The organism is Ulvibacterium marinum, assembly GCF_003626755.1.
Classification (GTDB): Bacteria; Bacteroidota; Bacteroidia; order Flavobacteriales; family Flavobacteriaceae; genus Ulvibacterium; species Ulvibacterium marinum.
In genome coordinates, this window is record NZ_RBCJ01000001.1 from 53,807 (window position 1) to 72,710 (window position 18,904).

The window sequence follows — 18,904 nt, forward strand, 5'->3', positions numbered from 1 at the left end:
GAACTTTTACCATGTACATATACAACGTAACCACAAATATTGATGAGTCCGTTCATGATGAATGGCTCCGATGGATGAAGGAAATACATATTCCGGATGTATTGGCCACTGGAAAATTTCTGAACGCCAAAATGAGCAAAGTCTTGGTGGAAGAGGAAATGGGAGGTATAACCTATTCCGTTCAATTTACGACCCTGAATAAAGAGACCTTGGAAAAATATTATGCTGAAGATGCCCAGAGACTGCGAGCAGATGCCCTAAAACGCTTCCCCAACAAATTTGTCTCCTTTCGGACCGAATTGGAAATCATAAGCGAACATTAAACCGATCGGACAATCAACCCATGGAATATCTCTTTACCTATGGAACTCTTCAGGAAAATGAAATTCAGTTAAATCTCTTTAAACGAAAGTTAAAAGGGGATAAAGACATATTGAAGGGGTATTTACTTTCAAAAAATAGGGTATACGGTCGTTATCCAACCGTTTCCAAAACCGATGATACTTTGGATAGTGTTATAGGCATGGCATACGAGCTTACTCCTTTGGAGTTAAAAAAAGCAGATGCCTATGAAGGTGAAGGGTATGAACGGCATAGGGTGGTCCTTGCTTCGGGCAAAACGGCTTGGGCCTTTATGGAACGCCTGGATTAATAAAATTGCACCGCCAACATGGGAAAAAAAGGGAGGAGAAAAGCACTTCATCATAAAACATTTCATTCGGAAAGTCCTGTAAAGGCCAAAAAGTACTTGGGACAGCACTTTTTAAAGGACGAAGCTATTGCAAAAAAAATAGCGGACACCTTGTCCTTAAAAGGGTACCATAAGGTGTTGGAAATCGGTCCAGGTACTGGGATACTTACAAAGTATCTTCTCCTAAGGGATTTGGAGTTGGTGGCTATGGATTTAGATCAAGAATCCATAGTGTACCTAAATCATAGCTTTCCCGTGGAAAATCCGCATTTATTTGAGGAAGATGCTTCCTTTAAAATTGTGGAAGCCGATTTTCTTTCTTATGACTTAAGTCAGCTATTTGGCAAAGAGCCCTTTGCCATTACGGGGAACTTTCCTTATAACATCTCCACTCAAATTGTTTTTAAATTATTGGATATGCGTGAGCAAATACCTGAATTTTCTGGGATGTTCCAAAAAGAGGTAGCCCAACGTATATGCGAACAAAAAGGGAGTAAAAGCTACGGAATTCTATCGGTACTGGTACAGGCATTCTATGATGCAGCCTATTTGTTTACCGTACATCCGGAGGTATTTAATCCGCCCCCCAAAGTTCAATCCGGTGTGCTTCGTTTGGTCCGGAAAGAAAACTTCCAATTGGAATGTGACGAGAAATTGTTATTTAAAGTGGTAAAATCAGCATTTAACCAAAGGCGAAAGACCTTGCGCAATAGTTTAAAGACATTTTCACTTTCCGATACACTCAGATCCTCCGATATGTTCAACCTAAGACCGGAGCAATTAAGTGTGGAGGACTTTATACAACTTACCCAAAGGATCGAATCCGATTTGATCCAATGAACAAAAGATTGTTCGAAACCCCATATTTGCAAAAACAGTTTTAAAAAGAATTGGAGTTGGAGAACAGGAGATATGCCTTTACAAGGCGACCAATAGAAAATTGAAACTACTATACGACTAACACATTTTTCTTTAGCTTTGCGCAGATTGCCCGCAAGAGGTACAATACAAGAGGATGACACCGTTTAAGCTTACAGAGGAGCTCTTGGCCGAAATAGAGCAGCTGATCGAAAACCAGCAGGGAACCGAACTAGTTTCCCTAATGGCAGAGGTGCATTATGCGGATGTGGCAGAAATCATCAACGAGCTAAACGAGGACGAGGCTACTTACCTTATTAAGTTGCTCGACAGCGATAAGACCTCCGATGTACTCACCGAACTGGACGAGGATGTCCGGGAAGCTATTTTAAGCAACCTGTCCGTTAAGGAAATTGCCGAGGAACTTGAAGAACTCGATACGGATGATGCCGCGGATATTGTGGCGGAACTACCCAATGAAATTGTTCAAGAGGTTATCTCCGAAATCGAGGACAAGGAACACGCCAAGGATATTGTAGAGCTTCTCCGCTATGACGAGAATTCGGCAGGTGGACTAATGGCGAAAGAGCTTGTTAAGGTCAACGAGAATTGGAACGTCCTTACTTGCGTCAAGGAAATGAGGGCTCAGGCAGAAAACGTAACCCGCGTTCACTCCATCTATGTGGTGGACAATGAAGGCATATTAAAGGGCAGATTATCCTTAAAAGACTTGCTGACCACTTCCACTACCGCCCCGATAAGGGAAGTATACATTCCTAAGGTAGATCGGGTAGATGTGAACGAAAAACCGGAGGAAGTGGCGAAAATTATGCAAAAGTATGACTTGGAGGCCATTCCAGTAGTGGACGAAATTGGGCGTTTGGTAGGCCGGATTACGATTGATGATATTGTGGACGTAATCCGGGAAGAAGCCGATCGGGACTATCAAATGGCAGCAGGTATTTCCCAGGGTGTTGAGGCCGATGATAGTATTTGGGAACTGACACGAGCACGATTACCCTGGCTATTTTTAGGTCTTCTTGGCGGGGTAGGTGCCGCGGCCATTATGGGAGGGTTTGAGGAAATGATCGCCAAACATGCCATTCTATTCTTTTTTACGCCGTTGATAGCCGCCATGGCAGGGAATGTCGGGGTACAATCCAGTGCCATTATCGTGCAAGGTTTGGCCAATGATGATCTTAAGGGAAGCATAAGCAACCGCCTGATCAAGGAAATGCTCTTGGCCACTTTAAACGGTTTGATTTTGGCCGCCATTTTGTTATTGTTTACCTGGTGGTGGAACGGGAATTTTTACACCGCCTTGGCTATCTCGTTATCTTTGGTGGCGGTTATTATCGTGGCGGGCATCATAGGTACTTTTATTCCGCTGTTCCTGGATAAAAGAGGTATAGACCCGGCCATTGCTACCGGACCATTTATTACTACCAGTAATGATATTTTTGGTATCCTGATTTATTTTTGGATTGCCAAGTTGGTTTTGGGAATTTAGAAAGAGACCAAACCAATACAATACCTAAACTTCAAATAGAAAATCCAAATCAAAGTCATCAAAATCCAATTATGAAACCGATTAACCTAAAGGAAAAACATAACTTGTTCAACGCGCATTGGCATCCCCACCAAATTGCCGTTGTAGATGATATGCAGGTAATTCTCGCCAAGCTTAAAGGCGAATTTGTTTGGCATGCCCATGAAAATGAGGATGAGCTCTTTCAGGTTTTGAAAGGTACTTTGTACATGCAATTTCGAGATAGGACGGAAGTGGTGCAAGAAGGGGAAATCATTGTGGTACCCAAAGGTGTAGAGCACAATCCTATGACCAAGAATGGGGAAGTGGTACATGTGCTACTTTTCGAAAAGCTATCCACCGCACATACGGGAGGCGTCCAAGATAAATTAACAAAGACCAACTATCCAAAAATTTAATATTCATCATGAAGGTCCTCCATTTAGATACCAACCACCCTTTGCTGATAGAGCAATTTGCCGGGCTAGGATTCCAAAACGACGAAGATTATACTTCTTCCAAGGTACAGGTAGAGCAACATATCCATAAATATGATGGTATTGTCCTGCGAAGCAGGTTTCGGATCGATGCCCATTTTTTAGATAAGGCGAGGAACTTAAAGTTTATCGGTAGGGTTGGTGCCGGTCTGGAAAATATTGATGTAAAATATGCCAAGACCAAGGGCGTGTTTTTAGCTTCGGCACCGGAGGGTAATCGTAATGCGGTAGGCGAACATACCTTGGGGATGCTTCTCTCCCTCTTCAATAAACTGAATAAAGCCAATATAGAAGTCCGGAACGGTAATTGGGATAGAGAAGGTAATAGAGGTGTGGAATTGGAAGAAAAGACCGTTGGTATTATCGGATATGGCAATATGGGAAAGGCCTTTGCCAAAAAACTAAGAGGTTTTGATGTTGATGAAGTCATCTGTTATGATATCGTTGGGGGTGTGGGAGATGACAATGCACGACAAGTGGGTATTATGGAGTTTCAACAAAAGGCAGATGTGGTAAGTCTTCACGTACCGCAAACCAAGCTCACTACGGGTATGGTCAATACTGAATTCATCAATGCCTTCCATAACCCATTTTGGTTGTTGAATACGGCACGCGGGAAATGTGTAGTTACCGAAGATTTGGTAACGGCTTTAAAATCCGGTAAAATCTTGGGAGCGGGGCTAGATGTACTGGAATATGAAAAAACTTCTTTTGAAGACATGTTTATGGATAATCAACTTCCCGAAGCTTTTCAATATCTTATTAAATCAGAAAACGTAATCCTATCTCCGCATGTCGCTGGTTGGACCATCGAGAGTAAAGAAAAACTGGCCCAGACCATAGTGGACAAAATAAAGGAAAGATTTTGCTAAATTTAGTACGTGAAGCGTACGGTTTTTATCTTTTCGGCCTTGATTATAGCACTGCTTAGTCTCTTTCAACTAAGCAAGTATTCCTATCTTTCCGGAAGCACTTCCATTGAAATGATAATAGCCCTTATCGCTATGGTATTTTTTGCCGTTGGCGTGTTCTTCAATAAACGAAGCTTCACTGAAAAGAACAACCTATCAAAAGAAGTGGATCCATCCAGAATAGCACAACTGGGATTGAGCAAAAGGGAGTACGAGGTACTTCTGGAAGTATCCAAAGGGTTATCCAACAAAGAAATTGCAGATAAGCTTTTTGTTTCGGAAAGTACCATAAAGACCCATGTCTCCAAAGTACTGCTAAAATTAGACGCCAAACGCAGAACACAGGCCATACAAAAGGCGAAGGAGCTTCAGATTATTCATCTTTAGCATCCTATACGGCAAAATAGAATGATTTTGGTACTTTAGTATGACACTCCATTTTGTCTTAAAGACTACTTTGGCCAAAACTTTAAACTCCCTGAAAATGAAAAAATCAGTTTTACGCTATGGGCTCTTTGGAAGTATTACCATATGTGCCCTATTCCTTTTTAGTTGGTTTGTATTGAAAGGAGCTGATATGTCTACCCAGGAAATCTTGGGTTATGCTTCTATGATTATCTCTCTATCCTTCGTCTATTTTGGCATTAAACATTTTAGGGACCAGGAGAACCAAGGTAAGGTCACCTTTAAAAAAGGGCTTATCATTGGCATTCTGATCAGTCTGATTACGGCCCTTGCCTTTGGCGTTTTGGATGTGATCTATGTAAAATTTATAAATCCCGATTTCTTAACGGAGTATTATGAAGTAGTCCTAAATGAAATGAAGGAAACCCTTCCGGCCGAAGAATTCAAACTGGAACAGACCCGGATGGAGTCGGAAAAACAACTCTTTGCCAATCCGATGATGAATTTTTTGATTATGTTCCTTACCGTATTTGTCATCGGTTTTATCATTTCATTAATTTCTTCCTTGATTCTTCAACGAAAAAGTTAACACCAATGCAATACAAGGCCAACTCTCCAGAAGACTATATAGCACAACTTCCGATTGAAAGACAAGCAGCCGTCTCTAAATTGCGAAAAATCATTCTTAAGAACCTTCCCAAAGGTTTTGAGGAACAAATGAACTACGGCATGTTGGGATATGTAGTCCCCCATTCCATTTATCCCAGCGGCTATCATTGTGATTCTAAAATGCCGTTGCCTTTTATGAATTTAGCTTCGCAAAAGCATTATATAGCCGTATACCATATGGGCATATATTCCAAACAAGAACTCCTGGATTGGTTCAAGGAAGAATATTCAAAAACAGCAAGCACAAAATTGGATATGGGCAAAAGTTGCATCCGATTCAAGAAAATAGATGCTATACCCTATGGCCTAATTGGCGAGTTATGTCAAAAAATTACAGTTGAACAATGGATCGACTTTTATGAAAACGCAATAAAAAATAATAGAAAAAATGAAAAATAGAGTTACCGGTATTGGAGGGTTCTTTTTTAAGTCTAAAAATCCCGAGACTACCAAGGAATGGTATAAAAACCATTTGGGATTGGCAACCGATCAATACGGTTGTACGTTTTGGTGGAAAGATAAGGAAGGAAATGATTGTTCCACACAATGGAGCCCTTTTAAGGAAGATACGACCTATTTTGCTCCAAGCAAGAAATCTTTTATGATGAACTTTAGGGTCGAAAATCTGAAAGAACTTTTAGAAGAACTGAAAAATGAAGGCGTTCAAATTGTTGGTAAAATAGAAGAATACGATTATGGAAAATTCGGGTGGATACTAGATCCCGAAGGAAACAAAATTGAACTTTGGGAGCCTGTAGATAAAGTATTTCTCTGATTTCTAAATAATCGCTACATTTAAGGTTATATTAACCACCAAAAACAATAGAGATGTCAGAAGAAAATAAGGATTTGGGCGACAAGGCCGAAGATGCTTTCGACGACGCCAAAGAAAAGGCCAATGAATTCGCAGAGGATACCAAAGAAGCAGCTGGTGATTTTGCCGATGAAGCCAAAAAAACGGCCAATGAATTTGCCGATGGTGCCAAAGAAGCTATGAACAACGTTAGTGGGGACAATAAAAAAATACTCGCCGGGGTATTGGCTATTATATTCGGGTCTTTGGGAGTCCATAAATTTATCCTAGGCTATCAAAAGGAGGGTATTATTCTATTGGTGGCAACTATAATAGGTTATGCCACCATGTGCTTTGTCATAGGAAGTTTCGTTGTTATGGCTACTGCCATAGTAGGACTCATAGAAGGTATCATATATTTGACCAAATCCGATGAGGAGTTCTATAACACCTATCAGGCGGGGAAAAAACCGTGGTTCTAAAAATCGAAAGGCCAAATTTTTTTGATTTGGCTTTTTTATTTCAACATATCATCGTAATATTGCAATATTACTTTTATAATCGTATGGGAGCCACAAAAACCGAGATATTCAATCCTACCCAAAACGAACTTGCCTCCGTGGCCAAGGTTTTGGCCCATCCGGCGCGGGTGGCCATTCTACAATACATAAGCAAACAAGAAGGGTGTATTTGTAACGATTTGGTAGATGTCATTGGTCTTTCCCAACCTACCATTTCGCAACATCTGAACGAGATAAAGAAAATTGGCCTGTTAAAAGGAACGTTTGAAGGGAAAAATCTATGCTATTGTATACATAAGGAAAAATGGGCCGAGCTACAGCAGCTTTTCCATGCATTTTTTACTACAATAAATCAAAACTGTTGTTAAACTAAAATTTAGATCTATGAAGACACAAGAATTTCTAGAGCTTTTAGAGGCACATCCAACTCAAAGTTTACTGTTTGAATACGCAAAAGGAAAAACCATTGCACCAAATTACCACATAACCGAAGTAAAGAACGTAATCATAGATGCCGTAGACTGTGGGGCAGGTACCGATTTTTGGAGGGAAACCGTGGTCCAACTTTGGGAAAGCCCAAAAGAAAAAGACAGCTTGCAATATATGACGGCTCAGAAAGCCACTGATATTTTTAAAAAAGTAAGCGGTATGAAACGGATGCAACCCGATGCGGAAATAAAATTTGAATATAGCAATCCGGATTTCCATACGGCCCAGCTTTTTGTTGATGATGTGGACGTTGCTAACGAACACCTTTTGGTTAGGCTAGTGGTTGAAAAGACAAATTGCAAGGCTCAGGAGACCTGTGGGGTACCTGTTGAAGCAAACACCAAAGAAGAGACTTGTTGCGCCCCTGAAAGCGGATGTTGTTAGTCCCCAAACATGGAGATTAGGAAAATGATAGAGGCCGATTGGCCCAAGGTTTCGGAAATCTACGCCGATGGAATCGCTACGGGCTATGCTACATTTGAAACCACTATCCCTTCCTATTTGGATTGGGACAAGGCCCATCTGGAACAATGCAGATTGGTCGCCTGGAAAAAAGAGGATATTTTGGGCTGGGCCGCACTTTCGCCCGTATCCAGCAGATGCGTTTATGGTGGTGTAGCGGAAATAAGTGTTTACATAGGTAAAAAATTCAGAGGTTCGGGTTTAGGAACACTATTGATGCAAACTTTAATACAACAAAGTGAAGAGATGGGCCTTTGGACTCTACAATCCGGGATTTTTCCAGAAAATCAAGGCAGCGTTAAGCTCCATGAAAAAATGGGATTTCGATATATCGGTAGGCGGGAACGGGTCGGGAAGTTAAATGGGCATTGGAAAGACAATCTTTTGTTCGAACGAAGGAGCAAGATTATTGGGGTAGATTGAATTAGGGAACCTCTGTAGAATTGGCCTCGGTAAGTTTTCGTTCCAGTTCTGCCTGAAACTCTTCCATTACCGGTTTCACCGTACTTTCAGGCAGGTCTGCAATTTTAATATACATTAGACCGTCTACCGAATTATTGAACAGTGGATCCACATTGAACGCGACCACTTTAGCGTTTTGTTTGATATATTTCTTGATGAGTACTGGTAATCGCAAATCCCCGGGCTCTACCTCATTGATCAAACGATCAAACTTATTGAGATCGGCCTCTGTTTCATCAAAAACAAATTCTTTATCCGCATCCTTCAATTTTACCTTGAACTCTTTTTTAGGGCGAACGTACTGTGCCACGTAAGGATCCCAATAATTACTTTTCATAAACTCGATCATCAGGGATTTGGAAAAGTTGGAAAACTGATTGCTGATACTTACCCCTCCAATCAAATATTTATGCTCCGGATGTCTCAAGGTGGTATGTACAATGCCTTTCCACAAAAGGAACAAAGGCATGGGTTTTTGTTGATAGGCCTTTACAATATAGGCCCTTCCCATCTCTATAGATTGTTGCATCATGGCAAAAAGCTCCGGTTCAAACCTAAAAAGATCTTGCAGATAAAAGCCATCAATACCGTATTTAGAAAAAATCTCGGTACCCATACCCATACGGTAGGCCCCAACTATGGTTTTTTCTTCACAGTCCCATAAAAATAGGTGGTGGTAATAGGCATCAAACTCATCCAGGTCTATGGAATTATTGGTTCCCTCACCTATGGCACGAAAGGTAACCTCCCGTTGTCTGCCAATTTCCTGAAGGATAAACGGCATATCCTGGGCCTTTGCCAAAAACACCTCATAATTCTTGCTCTGGAGCATCCTACAATCCTTCTCTCGAAGTCTTTCTATTTCCCCTAGTATTACCTCGGTCCTAACGGCTGTGGCAATACGTTTTGGTGGTTTAGGGATTTTTAGTGTAGTAGGGATTTGATCGATTAGACGTTCCTTCTCATAGGCATGTGAAAGGATGTAGGTCTTTTTGCGCAAAAGTTGGGAAAACTCTTCCAAAGTCTCCTGTTCCTTTTGAGATTCGACCGATATAGGCTGTCCAATTCGTATTTTTATTGGACGATTGTGCTGGGAATACACTTCGGAGGGTAATTTCGCCGTCCGAAAGACATCATTGATTTTTGAAAGTCGATAGAAAAGCTTGCTATTCCTAGCATGAAAATAAATAGGGACAACCGGTACTTTGGCCTTACGTATCAATTTTACGGCCGCTTCCTCCCATGGACGGTCAACAATTAGTTTCTCGTCCTTATAGGTTGACACTTCACCTGCGGGAAAAATGCCCAGAGGGTGCCCATTTCCCAAATGTACCATGGAACTTTTAAATCCCATAATACTGCTTTTGGCGTCCTTACGATTTTCAAAAGGATTGACCGGTAAAATATAGGGTTCCATGGGTTTGATTCGATGCAAAAGAAAGTTTGCAATTATCTTAAAATCCGGGCGATGTGCGACCATTAATTTCAACAATAATACACCATCAATGGCACCCAACGGATGATTACTAATGGTAATATAGGGACCTTCTTTGGGTAAGCGTTTAAAATCTTCTTCTGGAATATCAAAATCTATCTCATAGTGTTGAAGGACCGCATCTAGAAATTCTAATCCTTCCAAATGCCGATTTTTATTATAAAAAGAGTTGATACTTGAAATTCTTGTGACCTTCATTAAGACCCACCCCATAAAAGTGCCCAAGAATCCATATTTATCCAAATTGACTGCCTTGGCCACCTCCTTCGCGGTCACTAAACCCATATCATAAAAAATTTAGGTAACCGTAAATATAGGGAAATCACGAGTTGAGCGATTTATTTTAACATTTAGGAAATAGAGTATGTACTCCTATTTCACCACCAATTGTAAGGTTTCCTTCCCTCGTTGCTCAAGAAGCACATCATACCCGTTCAAAAATGATTCTACTGCCGTTTCATTGAAATGCCGTATGGTATATAATGAAACTTCTTCATGGCAAACTACCTTGAATCTACTTTTAAGAAGTTCCAAAAGTCCATTAAGGCCTCCAAATTTGTTATCCACACAAACCGAAAAACTAATGGCCGAGTTTTGTATGAGGTCCACTTTCATTTTGTGTTCATGAAGTAGTTTGAACAGTTCGCTGATACTATGCTCAACAATAAAGGAGAAATCCAAGGAGGAGAGTTTTACCAATACTTGATTCTTTTTAACGATGAAACAAGGAACTAATGGCTCTATACCGATACCTCTTCCAACCGTAGTACCAGAATCCTTAGGATTGATGAACGATTTCACATGGAGCGGAATCTCTTTCCGTTGCAAGGGTTGAAGCGTTTTGGGATGTATAACGGACGCTCCATAAAAAGCCAACTCTATGGCTTCCGTGTACGATATTTTGTTCAATAATTGTGTTTCCTTAAAATGTCTGGGGTCCGCATTAAGCACACCCGGTACATCCTTCCAGATAGTAACGGAATCTGCATTGAGGCAATAGGCCAAAATAGCCGCTGTATAGTCAGACCCCTCCCTTCCCAAGGTGGTGGTGAAATTGTTGTCATCACTGCCCAAAAATCCTTGGGTTACATTAAGTACTTTCCGATCAATACCCTTGGATATTTTTTCCTGGGTTCTCTCCCAATTCACATTCGTGTCCCGATAGCTATTATCGGTCTTTATGAAGTTGCGTACATCCAACCACGTATTCTTCATCCCAACTTCATCCAAATAGGCGCTTACTATTGTGGTACAGATCAACTCACCATACCCGACCAGTTGGTCGTAAACAAAGTTATAATTGGGTGATTTGTTCCATACCAGAAAGCCTTGAATTTCATCGAACAAGGATTTTACCTTTTTAAAAACAGGATGTTGCTCGTTAGGGAAAAGATTGGATAAAATCTTGTTATGAAAATCGACGACTTCCTGTACTTTAAAGGGAAGTCTTTCTTTTTCATTAAAATAAGAATCTACAACCTCCTCCATGGAATTGGTAGTCTTGCCCATTGCCGAAATGACGAGCAATGTATTATCATAGCCAACTTCCTTAAGTACATTGACCAGATTTTTGACTCCTTCGGCATTCTTGACCGATGCTCCTCCAAATTTGAAAATTCTCATGTAATCACTGTATTTATTCCATCCCTAATGCAAGGGAAACCTTTTATAAGAATCGTATTGTTTACTAAATGGTCTTCCCCGAAATCTTAAGTACGACTTTTTTCCAAAAAATTACGTATTCCTTTCTCGTCCAATTGGACCACGTCCCAATCCCGCAGGACTTTGGCACCTTTACTTTCATAGAAGGCAATGGCAGGTTCATTCCAATCCAGTACTTCCCAGTTAATACGCTTTACGCCCAATTTATGACCATATTCCACTACTTTATGTAAAAGTGCCGAACCTAGTCCATAACCTCTTGCCTTTTCCGAAACAATCAGATCTTCCAAATGGATAATAGGCCCTTTCCATGTGGAGAATCTATGAAATATCAGGGCAATTCCCATGATTCCTTCCTTGGTTTCGGCTACGAAACAATGAAAATGCTTTATATCCCCAAATCCATGTTTCACCAAATCTTCAGCTGTAACCTCAACAGCATTTCCTTCATTTTCAAAAATGGCCAATTCCTTAATAAGGCCCCATACCTGGACCATATCTTTTTCCGCTGCCTCCCGAATTATATATTCCATAATTTGTTACAAATAAAACACAAAGTTATAAATTTAAAAAACTAAAAAGGTACGAAAACGTTGTAGTTTAACAAAATAAACGAACTTTGCACCAGAAAATAACACTCCCATGCTGAACAAAAAAAATAAGACTTTAGGCGAATTCATCATAGAGAATCAAGCTGCATTTCAGTATTCCTCAGGTGAATTATCCAAACTGATAAATGCCATACGTCTAGCTGCAAAAGTAGTAAACCATGAGGTGAACAAAGCAGGGTTGGTTGATATTCTAGGGACTGCAGGAGAAATGAACATCCAAGGTGAAAACCAACAAAAATTGGATGTGCTTGCCAATGAAAAATTTATACAGACTCTGAAGAATCGTGAAATTGTATGTGGGATTGCCTCTGAAGAAGAAGACGATTTTATAAGTATCAACAGTAATGATGAGAAACACCGGAACAAATATGTTGTACTGATCGATCCTTTGGACGGATCTACAAATATTGATGTCAATGTTTCCGTGGGCACCATCTTTTCTGTATATAGGCGCATTACCCCTGTGGGTACTCCTGTAACTTTGGAAGATTTTCTTCAGCCCGGTAAAAATCAGGTCGCCGCAGGCTATATTATTTACGGCACATCTACTATGTTGGTCTATACCACCGGCCATGGTGTAAACGGGTTTACGTTGAATCCTGCAATCGGCACCTTCTATCTATCCCATCCGGACATGCAATTTCCTGAATCGGGTAAAATTTATTCGGTAAATGAAGGGAATTACATCCATTTTCATCAAGGAGTAAAGGACTATATAAAATATTGTCAAAAGGAAGAAGGAGATAGGCCTTATACCTCCAGATATATAGGATCTCTCGTATCCGATTTTCATCGTAATATGATCAAAGGGGGCATCTATATGTATCCCAAAAGCAGTATCACGGAAAATGGAAAATTGAGGCTTTTATATGAATGTAATCCCATGGCCTTTCTTGCCGAGCAGGCCAATGGCCTGGCCATAGGGGGTCGTTCCAGAATATTGGATGTAAAACCTGAAGAATTGCATCAAAGGATACCCTTCTTTTGTGGAAGTCGGAAAATGGTGGAAAAACTACAGGAGTTTTTACAAAAATACCAATAGTTGCCCATCAGTACTTTAGGAAACTACTTGTTCATGAAATAGAGATAATCCTCAAAATCTATTTTTCCCGTAAACAAGGCCTTTGATTTTGCGATAATCTCGTCGGACTGTGAGGATGAAAAGCCTAATCCTATGGCATATTTGCCCAAAAGAAATTCTTCTTCGTCATCCAAAATACCATCAGCAAAAACAATTTTCACTAAATCAAAAAAACGTTCCAATCTCTTCTCAAAGCTCACCTGATGAGTTATGGGATACTTGTTGGACTTTTTCATAACCTCTTTGAACTGGGCATCGGAAACATTCAACTTATGCGCAAATCGCTCCAAAAGTTTCATTTCTTCATCATCAATATAACCATCTACCGCAGCTAACGAGGCTATGCTTGCAAAGTGCGCCAAATTGTTGTTCGCCGAATGGGCATCGTACAAATCTTTTACGGACATTCTTTCTATTTTAATGGGTGCAAATATAATTTTTTTAAAGGTCATATTTTATAATATCCCCAACTTTGTTTTTGGCCAAATTCGTAACTTCCTGCCACTATGAAAAAGCCCCTCTTGGAATTTACGGACAAAGGTATTTATTGCAGCAAGGCAGATGTATATTTAGATCCTTGGCGACCTGTACAGAATGCCATAATTTCCCATGGTCATGCGGATCACAGTCGATGGGGCCATCAAAGCTATATTACACATCATCGCAATGTTCCTATTGTTACCCATCGATTGGGGAAGATAAACATACAGGGTAAGGAATGGGGTGAATCCTTTATCGTGAACAATGTTAAGTTTAGTTTGTACCCTGCCGGTCATATCATTGGTTCTTCCCAGATTCGGGTTGAGCATAAAGGTGAAGTATGGGTATTTTCCGGAGACTATAAAAATGAGGATGACGGAGTCTGTACGCCCTATGAGCCCGTAAAATGTAATACCTTCATTACCGAATGCACCTTTGGTTTGCCCCCTTTTAAGTGGATGCCACAAGAAGAGGTTTTTCAAGAAATCAATAGTTGGTGGGCCGAAAACAAATCAGAAGGCAAAACATCTGTCCTCTTTGGATATACCTTGGGGAAAGCACAACGTTTACTGAAACACTTGGATTTGTCCCTTGGAAAAATATACACGCACGGAGCGGTCGAAAACATGACCGAGGTGGTGCGCCAATTAGTGGATTTTCCAAAGACCACCTTGATTACCGCGGACACAAAAAAAGAAGACCTACTAGGGCATATGGTTATTGCCCCTCCTAGTGCCCATGGGAGTTCCTGGATGCGAAAAATGGTTCCTTATGTTACAGCATCGGCAAGTGGCTGGATGACATTTCGCGGGGCACGAAGAAGGAGGGCGATCGACAAAGGTTTTGTCCTTAGCGACCATTGTGATTGGCAGGGGCTTTTGGATAGTATCAACGCCACTGGAGCCGAAAAGGTAATATGCACACATGGATACACTGAAATATTTTCAAGATATCTGAGGGAGCAAGGATATGATGCACGGACCGAAGAAACGCAATATGAGGGGGAATTGGGAGAATTGAACCCAGCCTCAAAAGAAGAATCAGAGGCATGAAAAATTTTGCGCAACTTATAAAAGCTTTGGACAGCACCAATAAAACCAATATAAAGGTAAATGCCCTGACCCATTATTTTAATGCCGCCAATACTAGAGATAAGGTATGGACTATTGCCATTCTTTCCCATCGGCGTCCGCCACGTCCTGTCAATACCACCTTATTGCGCGAATGGGCATCAGAGTTGGCCCATATTCCATTGTGGTTGTTTGAGGAAAGCTATCATATCGTTGGGGATTTGGCAGAGACCATTGCCCTGGTCATGCCCTCTTCCAAAACTTCTACGGATAAAAGTCTAACCCAATTCTTGGAAGAAATGATCGCCCTTAAAAAGAAGGATGACGAAGCCAAGAAACAATACTTACATGAGAATTGGAAAGTGCTTGATTATTATGAACGCTTCGTCTTTACCAAATTGATAACCGGTGGTTTTCGAATTGGAGTGAGCCAAAAACTGATGACACGTGCCCTGTCCAAAGCAACTAAAATCGATGAGGATATTCTCGCTTATAAATTAATGGGCAACTGGGATCCGAATTCCATTTCATTTCAGGAATTGATTTTGGAGGAAAATGAAAGCGACTATCTTTCAAAACCCTACCCTTTTTATTTGGCTTATGCCGTTGAAAACGAAGTCGAGGAGTTGGGAAACGTAAAAGACTGGTCCGTTGAGCATAAATGGGATGGGATACGGGCCCAAGTCATTGTCCGAAATAAGGAAGTCTTCGTTTGGAGTCGTGGAGAGGAATTGGTCACCGACAAATACCCAGAGTTCCATGCTTTTATTAATACTGTTCCCAATGGCACGGTGCTAGACGGTGAAATACTCCCATATCCCAATGGCCAAATCGGAACGTTTAACGACCTGCAGACCCGAATAGGTCGAAAAACAGTTTCCAAAAATTTACTGGAAAAAGTCCCCGTAATCTTAAAGGCTTATGATCTACTGGAATGGAAAGGCAAGGACATTCGAAAGCAGCCTTTCATTAAGCGAAGGAAATTACTGGACAGATTGTTTGAAAAAGTCAATTCTCTGAGAGTCACGGAGTCCTTGCATCTTTCCGAAACATTACAATTTAGCTCTTGGCAGGAGGTGGCCCAAGAACGTAATCGTTCCAGGGAAGTGCAAAGCGAAGGTTTAATGCTAAAACGCAAGGATTCTCCCTATCTGGTAGGACGAAAAAAGGGCGATTGGTGGAAATGGAAGGTAGACCCCTTGACTGTTGATGCGGTCCTCACCTATGCCATGCGGGGGCATGGTAGGCGAAGTAATCTTTTTACGGATTATACCTTTGCCCTTTGGTCAGAGCGTGAGGATGGCGAAAAAGAGTTGGTCACTTTCGCCAAGGCCTATTCCGGGTTGACCGATGCGGAGTTTCGGCAAGTGGACAATTGGATCAAGAAGAATACCCTGGAACGTTTCGGGCCGGTACGTTCCGTAACGCCTCACCATGTTTTTGAAATTGCCTTTGAAGGTATAGCCCTTTCCAAACGACATAAAAGTGGTGTGGCCACGAGATTTCCTAGAATTCTAAGATGGCGACAGGATAAAAAAATCGAGGAAGCGAATACATTGGATGATTTAAAAAAAATGATACGATGATGCTTTCTATAAGGCGGATAAGCCAGGGCTTACTCGGAAAGGGGAGAAAAAGTAATTCCTTGCGTCTTCCAAACAAGTTTGGAATCCACCTTCCCTTAAATAATGGAAGGAATTAATAAATAAGTTTTCTCTGGTGTAGAGGAAATTTGGCTGAGCAACATGACTGAAGAGGAACTTTATAAAATTGCGGAAAACTGGTTCCAATTACAAAATTGGAAACCCTTTCCATTTCAAAAAAAGACTTGGAGCGCATTTTTAAAAGGCAAACATGGACTGTTGAACGCCCCTACTGGAAGCGGTAAAACTTATGCCTTATGGTTTCCTATAGTGCTTAACTACATCAAACAAAATCCGGAATACCGTATAAAACACAAAAAAGGGCTAAAGGCCATCTGGATAACCCCTCTCAGAGCCTTATCCCAGGAAATTAGGCAATCCGCGGAGCGGGTCACCAAGGATTTGGAAACCCAAATGACCGTAGGTATCCGTACCGGGGATACTTCAACAAATGAAAGGGCTCAGCAAAAACGAAATATGCCCGACCTATTGATCACCACTCCTGAAAGCCTTCAGCTTTTACTTGCCTCCAAAGGGTATGACAAAACCTTCAAGAATTGTTCGGCCATAGTGGTTGATGAGTGGCACGAGCTTTTAGGGACCAAGCGCGGTGTACAGATGGAATTAGCCCTTTCGCGCCTAAAAACAGTCTCCAAAAATCTTCGGATTTGGGGGATATCGGCGACCATAGGAAATTTGGAACAGGCCCGAGAAGTCCTTTTGGGCCCTGAAACCGAAGCGCTCAAGAATTCGGTAATGATCAGGGCCAATATCAAAAAGAAGATTACGGTGAAGAGCATTATCCCAAAGAAGATGGAAACTTTCCCATGGCGCGGCCATCTGGGTATCCGACTTTTAGAAGATGTAGTGCCTATTATTAACAATAGTAGGACTACCCTACTCTTTACCAATACACGAAGCCAATGTGAAATCTGGTTCCAAAAAATCTTGGAAAAACATCCGGAATATGCGGGAGAAATTGCCATGCACCATGGGAGTATCAATAAGGAGACCCGAACCTGGGTAGAACAGGCCATTCGCAATGAAAGCCTTAAGGCTGTGGTGTGTACGTCAAGTCTGGACTTGGGGGTGGACTTTGCCCCTGTGGAGACCGTAGTTCAAATAGGAGGCCCCAAAGGCGTAGCACGTTTTTTGCAACGTGCCGGACGTAGTGGGCATCGACCAGGAAAGGAAAGTGTTATACATTTTCTTCCTACACATGCCATTGAACTTATTGAAGCCTCGGCATTACAAGAGGCGGTAAAGCAGAATGCCGTAGAAGACCGTATCCCTTATCTGAACAGCTACGATGTCCTGTTGCAATATCTGACCACGCTCGCGGTATCCAACGGGTTTTATCCTGATGAAATCTTTTTGGAAATCAAACAGACCTTTTGCTATCAGGCCATTACCTTGGAGCAATGGCACTGGCTGTTGAATTTTTTGGTTATGGGCAGCCAAAGTCTCCAGACCTATGATGAATATAAAAAGGTGGAAGTAGCGGAAGACGGCAAATTTAAGGTAAACAATAAGGGTATTGCCATGCGCCATCGTTTTCAGATTGGCACCATTGTAGGTGATGCCAACCTTACCGTACGCTATCAGAGGGGAGGGTATATTGGTTCTATCGAGGAGTATTTTGTCTCCAAATTAACGCAAGGCGATGTGTTCACCTTTGCGGGGCGTAATCTGGAGTTTATCCGAATAAAAGGAATGCAGGTCCATGTCCGTAATTCAAAGAAAAGAACCAATAAAGTTCCCAGTTGGATGGGCGGACGATTGACCCTTTCCGCTCGCATGTCCGAATTGTTGCGGAATGAACTGTATTCCGCTTACAGCCCTTTGAAGGAACAATCGGAAGAAATTCGGTCTCTTGCCCATATTTTTGAACGTCAAGGCAGGGAAAGCATTGTTCCCAGACCCTATGAATTCTTGATCGAAACCTTTAAGACCCGGGAAGGATATCATCACATTTTTTATCCTTTTGAAGGTCGTTTTGTCCATGAGGCCATGGGAAGCCTTTTTGGTTACAGAATAAGCCTGCTCTCACCAATTACATTTTCCTTGGCCTTCAATGATTATGGGTTTGAACTATTATCGGACAAGCAAATAGATATGCAACAGGTCATCGACAATGATTTATTCACAGCAGAATACCTACTGGAAGATTTGCAAAAAAGTCTGAATTCTACCGAAATGGCACGTAGAAAGTTCCGGGACATTGCGGTCATCAGCGGGATGGTATTCACCGGATATCCCTACAAACAGATTAAAATGAAACATTTACAGAGCAACTCCCAATTGTTATTTGATGTCTTCCGGGATTACGAACCCAATAATCTTTTGTACCAACAGGCGTTTCGGGAAACTTTTGAGCATCAACTGGAGGAAGGCCGTTTGCGAATGGCACTCGAGCGGATGGCCTCGCAGGAAATTGTCTGGAAGCATTGTGAGCAACCTACCCCCTTCTCCTTTCCCATAATTACCGATAGATTAAGTCGTGAAAGATTATCCAGTGAAAAGCTTGCGGACCGCATCAAAAGAATGGCCGCAATTTTGACGAAAAAGTAATCTAT

At 41.5% G+C, this 18,904-nt stretch carries 22 protein-coding genes; 18 read left to right on the forward strand and 4 right to left on the reverse strand.

The genetic code is table 11. The features are described 5' to 3' along the window. The first annotated feature begins 11 nt into the window (after nt 1-11). The 14 genes from D7Z94_RS00250 (at nt 12) to D7Z94_RS00315 (ending at nt 8,247) form a co-directional block, all read left to right on the forward strand. Nucleotides 12-323, forward strand: a complete 312-nt coding sequence (locus D7Z94_RS00250; RefSeq protein WP_120709518.1) for a DUF4286 family protein — start codon at nt 12-14, stop codon at nt 321-323. Nucleotides 324-343: 20 nt separating this feature from the next. Then, entirely contained in the window at nt 344-652 is a 309-nt protein-coding gene (locus D7Z94_RS00255; protein WP_120709519.1) for a gamma-glutamylcyclotransferase family protein, read from the forward strand. Nucleotides 653-670: 18 nt separating this feature from the next. Next, nucleotides 671-1,531, forward strand: a complete 861-nt coding sequence (gene rsmA, locus D7Z94_RS00260) for a 16S rRNA (adenine(1518)-N(6)/adenine(1519)-N(6))-dimethyltransferase RsmA (protein WP_120709520.1) — start codon at nt 671-673, stop codon at nt 1,529-1,531. Between the two features lie 175 nt (nt 1,532-1,706). Beyond that, nucleotides 1,707-3,059, forward strand: a complete 1,353-nt coding sequence (mgtE, locus tag D7Z94_RS00265) for a magnesium transporter (protein WP_120709521.1) — start codon at nt 1,707-1,709, stop codon at nt 3,057-3,059. A gap of 71 nt (nt 3,060-3,130) precedes the next feature. Then, nucleotides 3,131-3,496, forward strand: coding sequence for a cupin domain-containing protein (locus D7Z94_RS00270; protein ID WP_120710806.1), 366 nt, complete (start codon nt 3,131-3,133; stop codon nt 3,494-3,496). A gap of 8 nt (nt 3,497-3,504) precedes the next feature. Continuing rightward, nucleotides 3,505-4,446 (forward strand): 2-hydroxyacid dehydrogenase, encoded by a 942-nt coding sequence (locus D7Z94_RS00275; RefSeq protein WP_120709522.1) that lies wholly within the window; start codon nt 3,505-3,507, stop codon nt 4,444-4,446. 9 nt (nt 4,447-4,455) lie between these two features. After that, a complete protein-coding gene (locus D7Z94_RS26120) occupies nt 4,456-4,872 on the forward strand; it encodes a response regulator transcription factor (RefSeq protein ID WP_120709523.1) in 417 nt (138 codons plus the stop codon). A gap of 97 nt (nt 4,873-4,969) precedes the next feature. Further along, complete coding sequence (locus D7Z94_RS00285; protein WP_158594562.1) at nt 4,970-5,479, forward strand: DUF4199 domain-containing protein; 510 nt, start codon at nt 4,970-4,972, stop codon at nt 5,477-5,479. A gap of 5 nt (nt 5,480-5,484) precedes the next feature. Further along, a complete protein-coding gene (locus D7Z94_RS00290; protein WP_120709525.1) occupies nt 5,485-5,958 on the forward strand; it encodes a DUF1801 domain-containing protein in 474 nt (157 codons plus the stop codon). After that, nucleotides 5,948-6,334, forward strand: a complete 387-nt coding sequence (locus D7Z94_RS00295) for a VOC family protein (RefSeq protein ID WP_120709526.1) — start codon at nt 5,948-5,950, stop codon at nt 6,332-6,334. Before D7Z94_RS00290 ends, D7Z94_RS00295 begins: the two co-directional genes overlap by 11 nt. Before the next feature lie 53 nt (nt 6,335-6,387). Further along, nucleotides 6,388-6,834 carry a TM2 domain-containing protein gene (locus tag D7Z94_RS00300; RefSeq protein WP_120709527.1) on the forward strand — a complete coding sequence of 149 codons (447 nt, stop codon included), beginning with the start codon at nt 6,388-6,390 and terminating at the stop codon, nt 6,832-6,834. 83 nt (nt 6,835-6,917) lie between these two features. Next, nucleotides 6,918-7,241, forward strand: coding sequence for an ArsR/SmtB family transcription factor (locus D7Z94_RS00305; RefSeq protein ID WP_120710807.1), 324 nt, complete (start codon nt 6,918-6,920; stop codon nt 7,239-7,241). Nucleotides 7,242-7,257: 16 nt separating this feature from the next. Continuing rightward, nucleotides 7,258-7,746 (forward strand): DUF6428 family protein, encoded by a 489-nt coding sequence (locus tag D7Z94_RS00310; protein WP_120709528.1) that lies wholly within the window; start codon nt 7,258-7,260, stop codon nt 7,744-7,746. 9 nt (nt 7,747-7,755) lie between these two features. Beyond that, complete coding sequence (locus D7Z94_RS00315) at nt 7,756-8,247, forward strand: GNAT family N-acetyltransferase (RefSeq protein WP_120709529.1); 492 nt, start codon at nt 7,756-7,758, stop codon at nt 8,245-8,247. Between the two features lies 1 nt (nt 8,248). On the opposite strand, the gene D7Z94_RS00320 is transcribed toward D7Z94_RS00315, so the two are convergent. From D7Z94_RS00320 to D7Z94_RS00330, 3 genes are all read right to left on the reverse strand, one after another. Next, on the reverse strand, nt 8,249-10,066 hold the full coding sequence (locus D7Z94_RS00320; RefSeq protein WP_120709530.1) for a GNAT family N-acyltransferase: 1,818 nt from the start codon (nt 10,064-10,066) through the stop codon (nt 8,249-8,251). A gap of 87 nt (nt 10,067-10,153) precedes the next feature. Next, on the reverse strand, nt 10,154-11,404 hold the full coding sequence (locus D7Z94_RS00325) for an aspartate kinase (protein WP_120709531.1): 1,251 nt from the start codon (nt 11,402-11,404) through the stop codon (nt 10,154-10,156). Nucleotides 11,405-11,490: 86 nt separating this feature from the next. Then, nucleotides 11,491-11,976 (reverse strand): GNAT family N-acetyltransferase, encoded by a 486-nt coding sequence (locus D7Z94_RS00330; RefSeq protein WP_120709532.1) that lies wholly within the window; start codon nt 11,974-11,976, stop codon nt 11,491-11,493. Between the two features lie 112 nt (nt 11,977-12,088). Between D7Z94_RS00330 and fbp the strand changes: the two genes are divergently transcribed. Then, nucleotides 12,089-13,096: a class 1 fructose-bisphosphatase gene (fbp, locus tag D7Z94_RS00335; protein WP_120710808.1), complete on the forward strand. Its 1,008-nt coding sequence runs from the start codon at nt 12,089-12,091 to the stop codon at nt 13,094-13,096. A gap of 23 nt (nt 13,097-13,119) precedes the next feature. Here fbp and D7Z94_RS00340 read toward each other — a convergent pair whose 3' ends face one another. Beyond that, nucleotides 13,120-13,542: a tellurite resistance TerB family protein gene (locus tag D7Z94_RS00340; RefSeq protein WP_120710809.1), complete on the reverse strand. Its 423-nt coding sequence runs from the start codon at nt 13,540-13,542 to the stop codon at nt 13,120-13,122. 99 nt (nt 13,543-13,641) lie between these two features. On the opposite strand from D7Z94_RS00340, the gene D7Z94_RS00345 reads away from it, so the two are divergent. The 3 genes from D7Z94_RS00345 (at nt 13,642) to D7Z94_RS00355 (ending at nt 18,899) form a co-directional block, all read left to right on the forward strand. Beyond that, nucleotides 13,642-14,667, forward strand: a complete 1,026-nt coding sequence (locus D7Z94_RS00345; RefSeq protein WP_120709533.1) for a ligase-associated DNA damage response exonuclease — start codon at nt 13,642-13,644, stop codon at nt 14,665-14,667. Beyond that, nucleotides 14,664-16,271: an ATP-dependent DNA ligase gene (locus D7Z94_RS00350; RefSeq protein WP_120709534.1), complete on the forward strand. Its 1,608-nt coding sequence runs from the start codon at nt 14,664-14,666 to the stop codon at nt 16,269-16,271. The genes D7Z94_RS00345 and D7Z94_RS00350 overlap by 4 nt, the downstream gene beginning before the upstream one ends. A gap of 159 nt (nt 16,272-16,430) precedes the next feature. Then, on the forward strand, nt 16,431-18,899 hold the full coding sequence (locus D7Z94_RS00355; RefSeq protein ID WP_120709535.1) for a ligase-associated DNA damage response DEXH box helicase: 2,469 nt from the start codon (nt 16,431-16,433) through the stop codon (nt 18,897-18,899). The last annotated feature ends 5 nt before the right edge of the window (nt 18,900-18,904 follow it).